The organism is Cellulomonas chengniuliangii (assembly GCF_024508335.1).
Lineage (GTDB): Bacteria > Actinomycetota > Actinomycetes > Actinomycetales > Cellulomonadaceae > Cellulomonas_A > Cellulomonas_A chengniuliangii.
In genome coordinates this window covers 2,018,175-2,031,911 of the sequence record NZ_CP101988.1, presented here as the reverse complement: position 1 = coordinate 2,031,911, position 13,737 = coordinate 2,018,175, and the positions used below count along the sequence as shown (strand labels likewise).

The 13,737-nt window shown below is 73.3% G+C and carries 17 protein-coding genes; 8 read left to right on the top strand and 9 right to left on the bottom strand.

Annotated elements, in window-relative coordinates:
* The first annotated feature begins 1 nt into the window (after position 1).
* The 4 genes from sufC to NP064_RS09385 all read left to right on the top strand — a co-directional run bounded on the left by sufC (position 2) and on the right by NP064_RS09385 (position 2,968).
* Positions 2 to 769, top strand: a complete 768-nt coding sequence (gene sufC, locus NP064_RS09400; protein WP_227569380.1) for a Fe-S cluster assembly ATPase SufC — start codon at positions 2 to 4, stop codon at positions 767 to 769.
* A 69-nt stretch (positions 770 to 838) separates the two neighbouring features.
* A complete protein-coding gene (locus NP064_RS09395) occupies positions 839 to 2,137 on the top strand; it encodes a cysteine desulfurase (protein ID WP_227569411.1) in 1,299 nt (432 codons plus the stop codon).
* Between the two features lie 10 nt (positions 2,138 to 2,147).
* Positions 2,148 to 2,639: a Fe-S cluster assembly sulfur transfer protein SufU gene (gene sufU / locus NP064_RS09390; protein ID WP_227569379.1), complete on the top strand. Its 492-nt coding sequence runs from the start codon at positions 2,148 to 2,150 to the stop codon at positions 2,637 to 2,639.
* Positions 2,636 to 2,968, top strand: coding sequence for a metal-sulfur cluster assembly factor (locus NP064_RS09385; RefSeq protein ID WP_227569378.1), 333 nt, complete (start codon positions 2,636 to 2,638; stop codon positions 2,966 to 2,968). Before sufU ends, NP064_RS09385 begins: the two co-directional genes overlap by 4 nt.
* Before the next feature lie 94 nt (positions 2,969 to 3,062).
* Here NP064_RS09385 and ypfJ read toward each other — a convergent pair whose 3' ends face one another.
* From ypfJ to NP064_RS09365, 4 genes are all read right to left on the bottom strand, one after another.
* Positions 3,063 to 3,941 (bottom strand): KPN_02809 family neutral zinc metallopeptidase, encoded by an 879-nt coding sequence (ypfJ, locus tag NP064_RS09380; protein WP_227569377.1) that lies wholly within the window; start codon positions 3,939 to 3,941, stop codon positions 3,063 to 3,065.
* 102 nt (positions 3,942 to 4,043) lie between these two features.
* Positions 4,044 to 4,682, bottom strand: a complete 639-nt coding sequence (locus NP064_RS09375; protein WP_227569376.1) for a CbiQ family ECF transporter T component — start codon at positions 4,680 to 4,682, stop codon at positions 4,044 to 4,046.
* Positions 4,679 to 5,425, bottom strand: coding sequence for an energy-coupling factor ABC transporter ATP-binding protein (locus NP064_RS09370; RefSeq protein ID WP_227569375.1), 747 nt, complete (start codon positions 5,423 to 5,425; stop codon positions 4,679 to 4,681). Before NP064_RS09370 ends, NP064_RS09375 begins: the two co-directional genes overlap by 4 nt.
* Positions 5,426 to 5,439: 14 nt before the next feature.
* On the bottom strand, positions 5,440 to 6,150 hold the full coding sequence (locus NP064_RS09365) for a biotin transporter BioY (protein ID WP_227569374.1): 711 nt from the start codon (positions 6,148 to 6,150) through the stop codon (positions 5,440 to 5,442).
* 173 nt (positions 6,151 to 6,323) lie between these two features.
* Here NP064_RS09365 and NP064_RS09360 point away from each other — a divergent pair, with 173 nt between their 5' ends.
* Positions 6,324 to 7,922 carry an ABC-F family ATP-binding cassette domain-containing protein gene (locus NP064_RS09360; RefSeq protein ID WP_227569373.1) on the top strand — a complete coding sequence of 533 codons (1,599 nt, stop codon included), beginning with the start codon at positions 6,324 to 6,326 and terminating at the stop codon, positions 7,920 to 7,922.
* Between the two features lie 27 nt (positions 7,923 to 7,949).
* On the opposite strand, the gene NP064_RS09355 is transcribed toward NP064_RS09360, so the two are convergent.
* Genes NP064_RS09355 through NP064_RS09345 form a run of 3 tightly spaced genes read right to left on the bottom strand, consistent with a single transcriptional unit; the run spans position 7,950 to position 9,387 of the window.
* The gene (locus NP064_RS09355; protein ID WP_227569372.1) at positions 7,950 to 8,816 is read right to left on the bottom strand and encodes an SURF1 family cytochrome oxidase biogenesis protein; all 867 of its coding nucleotides are present in this window, start codon (positions 8,814 to 8,816) and stop codon (positions 7,950 to 7,952) included.
* A complete protein-coding gene (locus tag NP064_RS09350; RefSeq protein WP_227569371.1) occupies positions 8,813 to 9,055 on the bottom strand; it encodes a hypothetical protein in 243 nt (80 codons plus the stop codon). Before NP064_RS09350 ends, NP064_RS09355 begins: the two co-directional genes overlap by 4 nt.
* Positions 9,052 to 9,387 carry a DUF3099 domain-containing protein gene (locus NP064_RS09345; protein ID WP_227569370.1) on the bottom strand — a complete coding sequence of 112 codons (336 nt, stop codon included), beginning with the start codon at positions 9,385 to 9,387 and terminating at the stop codon, positions 9,052 to 9,054. The genes NP064_RS09350 and NP064_RS09345 overlap by 4 nt, the downstream gene beginning before the upstream one ends.
* 154 nt (positions 9,388 to 9,541) lie before the next feature.
* Here NP064_RS09345 and fabG point away from each other — a divergent pair, with 154 nt between their 5' ends.
* The 3 genes from fabG (at position 9,542) to NP064_RS09330 (ending at position 11,628) form a co-directional block, all read left to right on the top strand.
* Positions 9,542 to 10,273, top strand: coding sequence for a 3-oxoacyl-ACP reductase FabG (gene fabG, locus NP064_RS09340; RefSeq protein WP_227569369.1), 732 nt, complete (start codon positions 9,542 to 9,544; stop codon positions 10,271 to 10,273).
* Positions 10,274 to 10,337: 64 nt separating this feature from the next.
* The gene (gene fabI, locus NP064_RS09335) at positions 10,338 to 11,105 is read left to right on the top strand and encodes an enoyl-ACP reductase FabI (RefSeq protein WP_227569368.1); all 768 of its coding nucleotides are present in this window, start codon (positions 10,338 to 10,340) and stop codon (positions 11,103 to 11,105) included.
* Positions 11,106 to 11,109: 4 nt separating this feature from the next.
* Complete coding sequence (locus tag NP064_RS09330; protein ID WP_227569367.1) at positions 11,110 to 11,628, top strand: SixA phosphatase family protein; 519 nt, start codon at positions 11,110 to 11,112, stop codon at positions 11,626 to 11,628.
* 15 nt (positions 11,629 to 11,643) lie between these two features.
* Here the strand turns inward: NP064_RS09330 and serB are convergent, their stop codons facing one another.
* Both serB and NP064_RS09320 read right to left on the bottom strand, forming a co-directional pair.
* Positions 11,644 to 12,318 carry a phosphoserine phosphatase SerB gene (gene serB, locus NP064_RS09325; RefSeq protein WP_255623831.1) on the bottom strand — a complete coding sequence of 225 codons (675 nt, stop codon included), beginning with the start codon at positions 12,316 to 12,318 and terminating at the stop codon, positions 11,644 to 11,646.
* 99 nt (positions 12,319 to 12,417) lie between these two features.
* Positions 12,418 to 13,659: a glucose-1-phosphate adenylyltransferase gene (locus NP064_RS09320; protein ID WP_227569366.1), complete on the bottom strand. Its 1,242-nt coding sequence runs from the start codon at positions 13,657 to 13,659 to the stop codon at positions 12,418 to 12,420.
* Positions 13,660 to 13,737 lie beyond the last annotated feature (78 nt).

Below are 13,737 nucleotides of genomic sequence, written 5' to 3'. Positions count from 1 at the left end.
AATGTCCACGCTTGAGATCCGCGACCTGCACGTCAGCGTCGAGACCAAGGAAGGCCCCAAGCCGATCCTGCGCGGCGTCGACCTGACGATCGCCAGCGGCGAGACCCACGCCATCATGGGCCCGAACGGCTCGGGCAAGTCGACGCTGGCGTACTCGCTGGCCGGCCACCCGAAGTACCAGATCACCTCCGGCACGGTGACGCTCGACGGCGAGGACCTGCTGTCCCTGAGCGTCGACGAGCGCGCCCGCGCCGGGATGTTCCTGGCCATGCAGTACCCCGTCGAGGTCCCCGGCGTGAGCGTGGCGAACTTCCTGCGCACGGCCAAGACGGCCATCGACGGCGAGGCCCCGCCGGTGCGGAGCTGGGTCAAGGAGGTGCGCGGGGCCATGGACGCCCTCCGCATGGACCCGACGTTCGCCGAGCGCTCGGTCAACGAGGGCTTCTCCGGCGGCGAGAAGAAGCGCCACGAGATCCTCCAGATGGAGCTCCTCAAGCCGAAGTTCGCGATCCTCGACGAGACGGACTCCGGGCTCGACGTCGACGCGCTGCGCGTGGTGTCCGAGGGCGTCAACAGGGTGCGCTCGGGCGGCGAGGTGGGCGTGCTGCTCATCACCCACTACACCCGAATCCTGCGGTACATCACGCCCGACTTCGTGCACGTGTTCGTCGACGGCCGGGTCGCCGAGGAGGGCGGCCCCGAGCTCGCCGAGCGCCTGGAGAACGAGGGCTACGACCGCTTCCTGCCCACGGGGAGCATCACCGCCTGACGCGTCCCCACGCGCCGGACACCCCACCACGAGGACGGACCTGCTGTGAACACCACCCCGGACAGCCCGATGCTCGGCCCCGCCGAGCTCGCGGCGGTGCGCGCCGACTTCCCGCTGCTGACGCGCACCGTGCGCGACGGGCGGCCGTTGGTGTACCTCGACTCCGGGGCGACCTCGCAGAAGCCCGAGGTGGTGCTGGACGCGGAGCAGGACTTCTACGTCCAGCGCAACGCGGCGGTGCACCGCGGCGCCCACCAGCTCGCCGAGGAGGCGACCGACGCGTTCGAGTCCGCTCGGGCGCAGGTCGCCGACTTCGTCGGCGTGTCACCTGGCGAGCTGGTGTGGACGTCGAACGCGACCGCCGCGATCAACCTCGTGGCGTACGCGATGTCCAACGCGTCGCTCGGCCGCGGCGGGGCCGAGGCGCGCGGGCTCGCACTGCGGGAGGGCGACGAGATCGTCGTCACCGAGGCCGAGCACCACGCGAACCTCGTGCCGTGGCAGGAGCTCGCCGAGCGGACGGGGGCCACGCTGCGCTGGATCGGGGTGCACGACGACGGCCGGCTCCGGCTCGAGGACCTCGAGACGGTCGTCACCGAGCGGACCCGGGTGCTGGCGTTCACGCACGCCTCGAACGTCACGGGAGCGATCACACCGGTGGCCCCGTTCGTCGCCCGGGCGCGCGAGGTCGGCGCCCTGACGGTGCTGGACGCCTGCCAGTCCGTCCCGCACCTGCCGGTCGACCTGGCGGAGCTCGGCGTCGACTTCGCGGCGTTCTCCGGGCACAAGATGCTGGGGCCCACCGGCGTCGGGGCGCTGTACGGCCGCCGCGAGCTGCTCGAGGCCATGCCGCCGGTCACCACCGGCGGGTCGATGGTCGAGGTCGTCACCATGGAGAGCACCACCTACGCGCCGCCGCCGCAGCGGTTCGAGGCCGGCACCCAGATGGTCTCGCAGGCCGTCGGCATGGGCGCGGCGGCGAGCTACCTGGCCGAGCTCGGCATGGACGCGGTGGCCGAGCACGAGGCCGTCCTGACCCGGGCGCTGCTCGACGCGGTGGCCTCGGTCCCCGGCGTCCGGGTCCTCGGGCCCACTGACGCCCGTGATCGGCTCGCTAACGTCTCCTTCGTGGTCGACGGCGTGCACGCGCACGACGTGGGCCAGGTCCTCGACGACGCCGGGGTGGCGGTGCGGGTGGGCCACCACTGCGCGCAGCCGTTGCACCGGCGGCTCGGGGCGACGGCCAGCACCCGCGCGAGCACCGCGGTGTACACCACGCTCGAGGAGATCGAGGTCTTCCGGGAAGCCCTGGCGGGGGTTCGGGCGTTCTTCGGACTGACAGGAGCGCCGGCCGTACCGGTCGGCTAGGAGGGCACTGATGAGCACGGGCTCGATGGAGCAGCTGTACCAGCAGGTCATCCTCGACCATGCGCGGACGCCGCACGGCAAGGGACTGCTCGACGCCGTCGCCACGGCGGGGGAGTCGCACCAGGTGAACCCCACCTGCGGTGACGAGGTGACCCTGCGGGTCGAGCTCGACACCTCCGCGCCGGGGTCGCCGCGCGTGCAGCGGATCAGCTGGGAGGGGCAGGGCTGCAGCATCTCGCAGGCCTCCATCTCGGTGCTGCACGACCTGGTCACCGGCGCGGACCTCGCCCAGGTCGACGACCTGGCGGGGACCTTCCGCGCGCTGATGCACGCCCGGGGCGCCGGGCTGGACGACGAGGCCGAGGACGCGCTGGGCGACGCGACCGCGTTCACCGGGGTCGCGAAGTACCCGGCGCGGATCAAGTGCGCGCTGCTCGGCTGGGCCGCGCTGCAGGACGCCCTCATCAAGACGGGCGCCACCACATCTCAGGAGGACGCATGACCGCCACGAACCCGGCCCAGCCGACCACGGCAGCCGACGTCGAGGAGGCCCTCCGCGACGTCATCGACCCCGAGCTGGGCATCAACGTGGTCGACCTCGGCCTCGTCTACGGGGTCGCGATCGACCAGCAGAACAACGCGGTGATCGACATGACGCTGACGTCCGCGGCGTGCCCGCTCACCGACGTGATCGAGGAGCAGGCCGGCCAGTCGCTCGACGGGATCGTGGACGGCTTCCGGATCAACTGGGTCTGGATGCCGCCGTGGGGCCCGGAGAAGATCACGCCTGACGGCCGCGAGCAGATGCGGGCCCTCGGCTTCAACATCTGAGCGACGGCTCTCACGACGCCGCGCCTGGGCCTGGGTCCCGGCGCGGCGTCGTGCTGTCCGGGCTGAGGGCAGGGCCGACGCGCCCGCGCGCCCGTCAGAGGGCTGGCGCGGCGAACGTGTCGCAGGCCGTGAGGGAGCCCTGCTCGTACCCGGTGGTGAACCAGCGCTGGCGCTGCTCGCTCGAGCCGTGCGTCCAGGTGTCCGGGTCGACGCCGCTGGCAGTGCCGGACTGGATGTGGTCGTCGCCGACGGCCGCCGCGGCGGACAGCGCCTGAGCCAGCTGCTCCGCGGTGATCGGCTCGAGGAACGGCACGCCCGTGTCGGGGTCGACCGTGGTCGAAGCGTGTCCCGCCCACAGCCCGGCGTAGCAGTCGGCCTGGAGCTCGATCCGCACCGAGTCGGACTCGGCGCCGCCCCCCTGGCGGTCGGCCTGCTCCATCACGCCTGTGACGTTCTGCACGTGGTGGCCGTACTCGTGGGCGGTGACGTACATCTCCGCGAGGGGGCCGCCCGTGGCGCCGTACTGGCTCTGCAGCACGTCGTAGAAGCCCAGGTCGAGGTAGATCGTCTGGTCCGGAGGGCAGTAGAACGGGCCCATCGCCGCGCTCGCGTCCCCGCACGCGGTGGACGTGGCGCCGGTGAACGCCTCCACCCCCGGCTCGGCGACGCCCGACGGCAGGGCGCGCGCCCAGTACGCGTCGAGTGACTGGATGGTCGCCGAGAGCCGGCACGACGGATCGGAGTTGGCCTGCTCCGCGGTGCAGTCGCCGACCACGCCCTCCTCGACGGCGCCGCCGCCTCCGCCGTCCCCGCCGCCCAGGATCTGCGCGGGGTCGCCCCCGGTCATCAGGGAGATGATGACGACCACGAGGAGCCCCAGGCCGCCGATCCCACCGCCGACGGCCGCGCCGCGGCCGCCCCGACGCGTGCGGACACGGCCGCCCTCGAAACTGCCACCCTCGGTGAACGTCATCCGCAGAAGGTAGCCGGGCGCCGGGGGGCCCGCATGGTCAGGCGTTCAGCTCACCCGCCGGGCTGGCTCCGCACGGGCGGTCACGCCCGCGCGTGGCCCCTTTCACTCGCCGATGCCGCGCGCCGCGAGGGCGTCGCCGGTGGCCCGCGCGCGGGCCACGGTGCGGACCGCGGCGGGCACGAGCAGCGCCCGTGGGTCGCGGTCGAGGCCCCGCGCGCGGGCGGCGTCGCGTGCCTCCGCGAAGGTCTCGACGAGCGCGGGGATGGTGCGCAGCATGAGGGCCACGGCTAGCGCGAACGTCTCGGGCGCGATGCCGACATGACGCAGCGGCCGCGCGACGCGCACCAGGACGTCGAGCATCACGTCGGCGCGCGTGGTGGAGGTCAGGACGGTCGCGGCGAGGACCACCGTCACCAGGTCGAGCCCGACCTCGACGCCGACCTGCCAGCCGCGCGCCCACCACTGGTAAGCCCCCACCAGGGCCGCCGTGAGCACGATGGGTGCGACGGACCGCGCCGTCGCCCGCAGCGGGAGGCGGCCGAGAGCCGCCAGGGCGCCCGCGAGCGCGCAGGTGGCGATGGCCGCGGGCACGCCGGGCACGGCCACTGCCAGCACGCCGACGAGGGCCAGGCCGAGCAGCTTGGCGCCGGGGGAGGCACGGTGCAGGACGGTGTCGCCGGGGTGGTGGAGCCCGAGCGGCCCGGCCCACGCGGGCCGGGCCGGGCGAGGGGCCGCGCTCATCGGGTGGCAGCCGATCGAGCCGCGCACCCGGCGGTCGCCGCCATGAGCGCGCGGTAGCGGGCGACGCCCTCGGCGGGGTCGCCGTCATGCACCACGGCGCCCTCGTCGACCACGAGGACCCGGTCGGCGCGGGCCGCGGCGTCGAGGTCATGGGTGACGTGCAGCACCTGCTGGCCGAGGCCGTCGAGGAGGTCGTCGACGATCGTGCGCCATCGCAGGTCCAGGCGGGTGGTCGGCTCGTCGCAGACCAGCACCGTCGGCTCGGTGGCGAGCACCCCGGCGATGGCCAGGAGCTGCTTCTGCCCGCCGGACAGCGCGTGCACCGGTGTCTCGGCGCGGTCGGCGAGGCCGAACCGCCCGAGAATCTCGCGCGCCCGAGCCTCCCGCTCGGCGGCGGCGAGCGGGAGCCGCCGCAAGGACAGCGCGACGTCCTCCACGGCGGTGGGCATCACGAGCTGGGCGTCGGGGTCGGAGAACACGAAGCCGACGCGCTGCCGCACCGCGCGGCCGTCCCGCGCCGTGTCGAGGCCGTCAACCCGCACCGCGCCGCCCGACGGCAGCGTGAGGCCGTTGACCAGCCGCGCGAGGGTGGACTTGCCCGAGCCGTTCGCGCCGATCACGGCGACGCGCCGTTCGACGAGCCGGCACGTCACGGGGTGCAGCAGGGTACGGACGTCGTCGGGCGCGCCGCCGCCGTCACGCGCGGCGTACGCGGTGACGGTGGCGGCGTCGAACTCGATCATGCGCGGCGGCCGGGTCAGCGCCGGTGGCGCAGCAGGTCGGGGAACGCGCGGAACACGGCCGTGGCGACGAGCGCCGCCAGCAGGTTCTTGATCACATCGCCGGGCAGGAACGTGGCCCCGGCGGCGATGGCCTCACCCGCGGACATGTCCAGGCGCCAGCCCATCACCGTGATGCCGATCGGGTGGACGAGCAGCAGGCTGGCCGCCGCCGCGGAGCCGAAGACGGCCAGGTAGCCCAGCGTCGAGCGCAGCGGGCGCTCCCGGCCGGCGAGCCCGGGCACCCGCGTGGCCGCCCAGGTCGCCGCAGACCCGCCGAGGAGCCGGCGGGCCGGGGCCACGAGCAGGCCCGCGAGCAGCGCCGCGAGCGGGAAGGCCAGCAGGTAGCCCGCCGACGGCTTGCCGAGGACGGCCAATCCGCCCGTGCCCTGCGCGAAGACCGGCAGGCCGGCGAGCCCCACGGCCAGGTACAGCAGCACGGCGAGCGCCCCACGGCGCGGGCCGAGGACCAGGCCGGCGAGCATCACGCCGAAGGTCTGCAGCGTGATCGGCACGGCCATGCCGGCCACGGGGATGGCGGGCAGGACCGCGCAGACGGCGATGAAGGCCGCGAATGTGGCGATCAACGCGACGTCGGCGGCCACGGAGGCGCGCTCCACGGGCAGCGCCACGGGGGCGGCCCCGCGTTCGGCGGGCACGGCGAGGGGATCGAGCGGGGCGTCGGACATGGGTCTCCCTGAGGCGCGGTGAGGAGGCGGTACGGGGGACGCCGTGAGCTCCACGGACATCGGCAACGGTAGTCGGTCGTAAACTTGATGGCGTTTGTGCCCGCGTCCAATGAAGATGACGGGCGTTCAGAGGAAACCCCAGTCGGCCGAGCGCCGACGCCGGAAGGACATCCGTGATCACTGCCCACTCCGTCGAGCTGCGCGTCGGCGCCCGCGTGCTGCTCGAGGAGGCCACCTTCCGTATCGCGGCAGGTGACCGGATCGGTCTCGTGGGGCGCAACGGCGCCGGCAAGACGACGTTGACCAAGACCCTCGCCGGGGAGACCCTGCCCACCGGCGGGCAGATCACCCGGACGGGCGAGGTCGGCTACCTGCCGCAGGACCCGCGCACCGGCGACCTGCACGTGCTGGCGCTGGACCGCGTGCTCTCCGCCCGCGGCCTCGACGAGATCGTCCGGTCGATGCGGGAGACCGAGGGCGCGATGGCCAGCGCGGACGACGAGACTCGTGACGCGGCGATGGAGCGCTACTCCAAGCTCGACGCCCGGTTCCAGGCCGGGGGCGGGTACGCGGCCGAGAGCGAGGCGCACCGCATCGCCGCGAACCTCGGGCTCGACGACCGGGTGCTGGGCCAGACCATCGGCACGCTCTCGGGCGGCCAGCGCCGCCGCGTCGAGCTGGCGCGCATCCTCTTCTCCGGCGTCGACACCCTCCTGCTCGACGAGCCCACGAACCACCTGGACCACGACTCGATCATCTGGCTGCGCGACTACCTCAAGTCCTACCCGGGCGGGTTCGTGGTCATCAGCCACGACACCGAGCTGCTGCGCGCCACCGTCAACAAGGTGTTCCACCTGGACGCCAACCGCGGGGAGCTCGACCAGTACAACCTGGGCTGGGACGCCTACCTGCGCCAGCGCGAGACCGACGAGAAGCGCCGCAAGCGCGAGCGTGCGAACACCGAGAAGAAGGCCACGGTGCTGCTGGCCCAGGCCGACAAGATGCGCGCGAAGGCCACGAAGGCCGTCGCCGCGCAGAACATGATGCGGCGCGCCGAGCGGATGCTCTCCGGCCTCGAGGAGGTCCGCGCGTCCGACAAGGTCGCCAAGCTGCGGTTCCCGGACCCGGCGCCCTGCGGCAAGACGCCGCTGACCGCGGCCGGGCTGTCGAAGACGTACGGGTCGCAGGAGGTCTTCACCGACGTGGACCTGGCCATCGACAAGGGCAGCCGCGTGGTGGTGCTCGGGCTCAACGGCGCGGGGAAGACGACGCTGCTGCGGATGCTCGCGGGCATCGAGAAGCCCGACACGGGCGAGGTGCGCGCAGGCCACGGCCTCAAGCTCGGCTACTACGCGCAGGAGCACGAGACGCTCGACCTGGACCGGACGGTCCTGGAGAACCTGCGCTCGTCCGCGCCCGACCTCTCCGACACGCAGGTCCGCTCGGTGCTCGGCTCGTTCCTGTTCTCGGGCGACGACGCGGAGAAGCCGGCCCGGGTGCTCTCGGGCGGCGAGAAGACCCGGCTCGCTCTCGCGGCGCTGGTGGTCTCGGCGGCGAACGTGCTGCTGCTCGACGAGCCCACCAACAACCTGGACCCGGCCAGCCGCCAGGAGATCCTCGCCGCGCTGCGGTCCTACACCGGCGCCGTGGTCCTGGTCAGCCACGACGAGGGCGCCGTCGAGGCGCTCGACCCCGAGCGCATCGTGCTGCTGCCGGACGGCGTGGAAGACCTGTGGGGCCCGGACTACCTGGACCTCATCTCGCTCGCCTGAGCGGCGGCCCTGTCCGGGCTGGAGGCCTCAGCCCGGACGGCCGTGGGCGCCGAGCCGGGCGTCGACGAGGGCGTCCTCCTCGTCCTCGGCGGTCGGCCCGCGGCGCCGGCGCGGCTCCCGGGCCGTGGGCTCCGCGGCCTGCGGGTCGTCCTCGGCGGACTCGCGCAGGTCGCGCCGCGCCAGCATCGAGAACCCGACCAGCGAGCCCACAGCGAACGTCCACCACTGGAACGAGTACGACAGGTGCGAGCCGGGGTCGGTGCTGGGGGAGGCCAGCGCGCCCAACGCCCCGGCGGCCGGGTCCTCGGCCACGAGCGACCCGTAGGCCCGGTACACGGGCTGGGCCGGGTCGGCCGAGCCGCCGGCCAGGAGGACCTCGTCGACGGTGATCGACTGGACCTGGCCCGCGGGGGCAGCCCTGCCCAGCGAGGGCTCGTCGAGCCGGAGCCGCGCCGTCACGGTGACGCTCCCGGCCGGGGGCTCCGGGACGTCGACGGCAGAGGACGCGTCGTCGCCCCAGGGGATGTACCCGCGGTCGACCAGCAGCACCGACCCCGGCTCGCCGCCCTCCTCCAGCACGAGGGGGACCAGCACGTGGTACCCGGGCTGCCCGTCGACCGGGCGGTTGCGCAGGAGGACGGTGCGCTGCGGGTCGTAGTGCCCCACGACCTCGACCGGCTGCCACTCCTGGGTGGCGGCCAGCGGCTGCGCGGGGGAGTCGAGCACCGCGGACAGCGGGACGGGGTCGGCGTCGTAGTTGGCCTCGACCACCGTGATCTGGGCGTCGCGCGCGACGTGCCGGTTCCACTGCCAGCGCCCGGCGAGCGTGCAGCCCACCGCGATCAGGACGCCCAGCAGGACGACCCCGACCGCGCGGCGGACCCGCGGGCTCATGAGACGTCGACGACCGGCAGCTCGGAGACCGGGACGACGTCGCGCAGGAAGGACCGGGCCCCCAGGTACTGCTCGAGGTGCTCGCGGTGGCCGTCGCACGCCAGCCACACCTTGCGGCGCTCGGGGGTGTGCAGCTTCGGGTTGTTCCACAGCAGGCCCCAGGCCGCCTCGGAGCGGCACCCGCGCGCGCTGCACACGAGCTCGTCGACCGCGTCGGGGGTGGGGGACAGCAGGTTCATCGGTGGTTGCCTCCGAGCTGGTCGGCGCCAGGTCGACGACCTGGCCCGAGGGTGCGTGGGTCCATGAGCGGGTCGTCGGACGCCTGGCGCTCGCGCCCGGCGTTGGCCAGCAGCACGGCGATGTACGGCAGGACGACGGCGGCCACGATCATCGCGATCGAGAACGCCACGGGGATCCGGTGCCAGGTCAGCACCGCCACGACGAAGCAGACGACGCGCACGCCCATCTGGACCAGGTACCGCTTGGTGCGGCGAGCCAGGTCGTCCGCCAGAGCCTCGGGCGCCGAGGTGATCCGGTGGACCTCCTCGCCATCCCCCCGCTTCGTGCTCATCACCCGATCCTAAGTCCGGGCGACGCCGGCGGAACCCCTCGGCGGCCACGTCCGCGCGCACGGCGTTGTTGTGCGGACCTGACAACACGCCGGTCTCATCCTGTGCGAGGACATCGCCCCTGACCCAGGCGCTCGTCGGCTAACGTCGGTTGCCGTGCCTCAGACCACAGTGAACTCACCCACACCTCGCAGCGTCCTGGTGACCGGAGCGAACCGCGGCATCGGCCGCGCGATCGCGGAGCGGTTCGTGGCGGCGGGGGACAAGGTCGCCACGATCTACCGCGGCGGGGACCTGCCCGACGGGGTCTTCGGCGCGGTCGGCGACATGCGCGACACGGCGGCGGTGGACGCGGCCTTCGCCGCGGTCGAGGAGGCCCACGGGCCGGTCGAGGTGCTCGTCGCCAACGCCGGGGTCACACGGGACCAGCTCCTGCTGCGGATGACCGACGAGGAGTTCGAGGCCGTCCTCGACGTGAACCTCACCGGCACGTTCCGCTGCGTGCGGCGCGCCTCGAAGAACATGATCCGGATGCGCCGCGGCCGGATCGTCCTGATCTCCTCGGTGGTGGGGCTCTACGGCAGCGCGGGCCAGGTGAACTACGCGGCCTCCAAGGCGGGGCTGGTCGGCATGGCGCGGTCGATCACGCGCGAGCTGGGCGGTCGCGGGATCACGGCCAACGTGGTCGCCCCGGGCTTCATCGACACCTCCATGACCGCGGACCTCCCGGCCGAGCGCCAGGACGCCTACCGTGCCGCGATCCCGATGGGCCGGTTCGCTCAGCCGGACGAGGTCGCGGGTGTCGTGCAGTTCCTGGCCTCGCCCGACGCCGGGTACATCTCCGGGGCGGTCATCCCCGTCGACGGGGGCCTCGGCATGGGGCACTGACCGCCCCGCCCCCACCTGATCGACCCCTGCAGCACCTCACGACTAGCGGAACGGAACAGCACCCATGGGTCTGCTCGACGGCAAGAAGCTCCTCGTCACCGGCGTCCTCACCGACAGCTCGATCGCGTTCCACGTCGCGCGGCTCGCCCAGGAGCAGGGCGCGGAGGTCGTCCTGACCTCGTTCGGCCGCCAGTTCCGGCTGACGCAGGCCATCGCCCGCCGCCTGCCGCGGCCCGCGCCCGTGGTGCAGCTCGACGTCACCTCGGACGAGGACCTCGCCGCGCTCGCGGACCGGGTGCGCGAGCACGTCGACGGCCTCGACGGCGTGGTCCACTCGATCGGCTTCGCGCCGCAGTCGGTGATGGGCGGCAACTTCCTCGCCGGCGAGTGGGACGACGTGGCGACCGCGGTGCGCGTCTCGGCGTACTCGCTGAAGTCCCTCGCCGTCGCCACGCAGCCCTTGCTGGGCGCCGGCTCGTCGATCGTGGGGCTCACCTTCGACGCCCGGTACGCGTGGCCCGTGTACGACTGGATGGGCGTGGCGAAGGCCGCCTTCGAGTCCACCGCCCGCTACCTCGCCCGTGACCTGGGCCCCGAGGGCGTCCGCGTGAACCTCGTCTCGGCCGGCCCGATCCGGACCACCGCGGCCAAGTCGATCCCAGGGTTCGAGGCCATGGAGGGCGGCTGGCCCGATCGCGCGCCCCTCGGCTGGGACGTCACCGACCCCGAGCCGACGGCCCGCGCGGTCGCGGCGCTGCTCTCCGACTGGTTCCCGGCGACGACCGGCGAGATCGTCCACGTCGACGGCGGCGTGCACGCGATGGGACTCTAGGAGCGTGAACGCTCCTGCTCCCCGCCGACTCGTGCTGCTCCGACACGCCAAGGCGGAGCATGGACAGCTCGAGGACCTGATGCGGCCGCTCGCGCTGGCCGGGCGGCAGCAGGCCGGGGGCGTGGGCGCCAGCCTGAGCCGTGAGGGTCTCGTCCCCGAGCACGTCGTGTGCTCGGGGGCGGTCCGCACCCGCCAGACCTGGGATCTGGCCCGCGCCGCCCTCACGGGCGCCCCCGAGACGGTCGACGTGAACGACGACCTCTACCTGGCGGGCGTGCGCCAGGTGCTGGAGATCTTGCGCGGCGTCCGCGACGACGTGTCGACGGTGCTGGTCGTGGGCCACGAGCCCGTGATGTCGCAGACTGCTGCGACGCTGGCCGGGCCGGGATCCGACGAGGCCGTGCTGGACCGCGTGCGGCTCGGGGTCCCGACGGCGAGCTACTCGGTGCTCGAGACGGACGCGGCGTGGTCCGGGCTCGAGCCGGACGCCGCGCGCCTCCTGCGGCTGGTCACCCCCGCCTGAGCGCGAGGGCTGGCCTCAGCCGGCTCGCGTGAACGGCGGCAGGGCCAGCACGTCGTCGAGCCGCCCGCGGACCACGGCGTCGGCCTGCCCGCACACGAGCGGCTTGGCGTTGAAGGCGATCCCGAAACCGGCCTGGTCCAGCATGTCCAGGTCGTTCGCGCCGTCGCCGATCGCGATCGTCTGGTCGAGCGCGATGCCGGACTCCGCGGCGAACTCGCGCAGCGCCAGCGCCTTGGCGGCCCGGTCGATCACCGGGCCCCGCACGCGCCCGGTGAGCACGCCGTCACGCGCCTCGAGGCCGTTCGCCCGGAACAGGCTGATGCCCAGGCTCGCGGCGAGTGGGGCGACGACCTCGACGAAGCCGCCCGAGACGAGGGCGACGGGCCAGCCGCGGGCGTCCAGCTCGGCGACCAGCTCGACCGCCCCGGGGGTCAGCTCGACCTCCGCCAGCACCTCCGCGAAGACGTCGGTGGTGAGCCCGGCCAACGTCGCCACACGCTGGTGCAGGGAGGCGGTGAAGTCGATCTCCCCGCGCATCGCCCGGTCGGTGATGTCCGCGACGGCCTCGAGCGAGCCCGATCGCGCGGCGAGCAGCTCGATCACCTCCGCCGTGATGAGCGTCGAGTCGACGTCCATCACCACGAGCCGGGGCGGGTTCGAGGGCGCGGGGGTGTTCAGGGCGTCAGCCAGCGTGCTCACCCGGGCAGGGTAGTGCGCCATGCTCGGGCCACGCGGCCATCGACCACGACCCGGATCCCGCCCTGCCCGGGCCCGCCGCCGCGGTGGCCCTCACGCCTCGATGATCGTCCCCTTCGGCACCACGGTGATGCCCGACTCGGTCACGGTGAATCCGCGCGCTAGGTCATGCTCGCGGTCCAGGCCGACCCGGGCGCGCTCCGGCACCACGACGTTCTTGTCGAGGATCGACCGGTGCACCTGCGCGTACCGGTTGACCTGCACGCCGTCCATCAGCACTGAGTCGGTGACCTGGGCCCATGAGTGCAGGTACACGCCGGGGGACAGCACCGAGCCGGACACCGTGGCCCCGGACACGAGCACGCCGGGGGAGACGAGCGAGTCGGCCGCGTGGCCGAGGCGCCCGGCGCCCGCGTGGACGAACTTGGCGGGCGGCAGGCCCGTGTAGCCGGTGTGCAGCGGCCACTCGTAGTTGTAGAGGTTGAACACCGGCTCGATCGAGATGAGGTCCTGGTTCGCGTCGTAGTACGAGTCGAGCGTCCCGACGTCGCGCCAGTAGTCCCGGTCGCGCGGCGTCGACCCGGGCACGTCGTTGCGGATGAAGTCGTAGACCCCGGCGGTCCCGCGCTCGACGAAGGCCGGCACCAGGTCGCCGCCCATGTCGTGCCGCGAGGTCGGGTTCTCCGCGTCGGCCGTGACGGCGCGCACCAGCGCGTCGGTGTTGACGACGTAGTTGCCCATCGAGGCGAGGATCTCGTGCGGCGAGTCCGGCAGGCCGACCGGGTCGGTCGGCTTCTCGCGGAACGCCGTGATGCGCGTGGGGTCGTCCGCGGAGGTCTCGATGACGCCGAACTGGTCGGACATCGCGATGGGCTGGCGGATGCCCGCGACGGTCAGCTCGGCGCCCGAGGCGATGTGCTGGTCGACCATCTGGGAGAAGTCCATGCGGTACACGTGGTCCGCGCCGACCACGACGACGATGTCCGGCCGCTCGTCGTCGATGATGTTCAGGCACTGGTAGATCGCGTCGGCGCTGCCGAGGTACCAGTGCTTGCCCACGCGCTGCTGCGCGGGCACCGGGGCGACGTAGTTGCCGAGCAGCGAGGACATGCGCCACGTCTTGGTGACGTGGCGGTCGAGGCTGTGGGACTTGTACTGCGTGAGCACGACGATGTGCAGGTAGTGGGAGTTCACGAGGTTCGAGAGGGCGAAGTCGACCAGGCGGTAGATGCCACCGAACGGCACGGCGGGCTTGGCCCGGGCCGCGGTCAGGGGCATGAGTCTCTTGCCCTCTCCACCTGCAAGGACGATCGCGAGGATGCGCGGCGCTGCCATGACATGACCCTAGGGCCAGGGGACCGCCCAGGGCGAGGTGGACGCCCCGACGCGCTAGCGTGTCGCACAGTCGGGCCG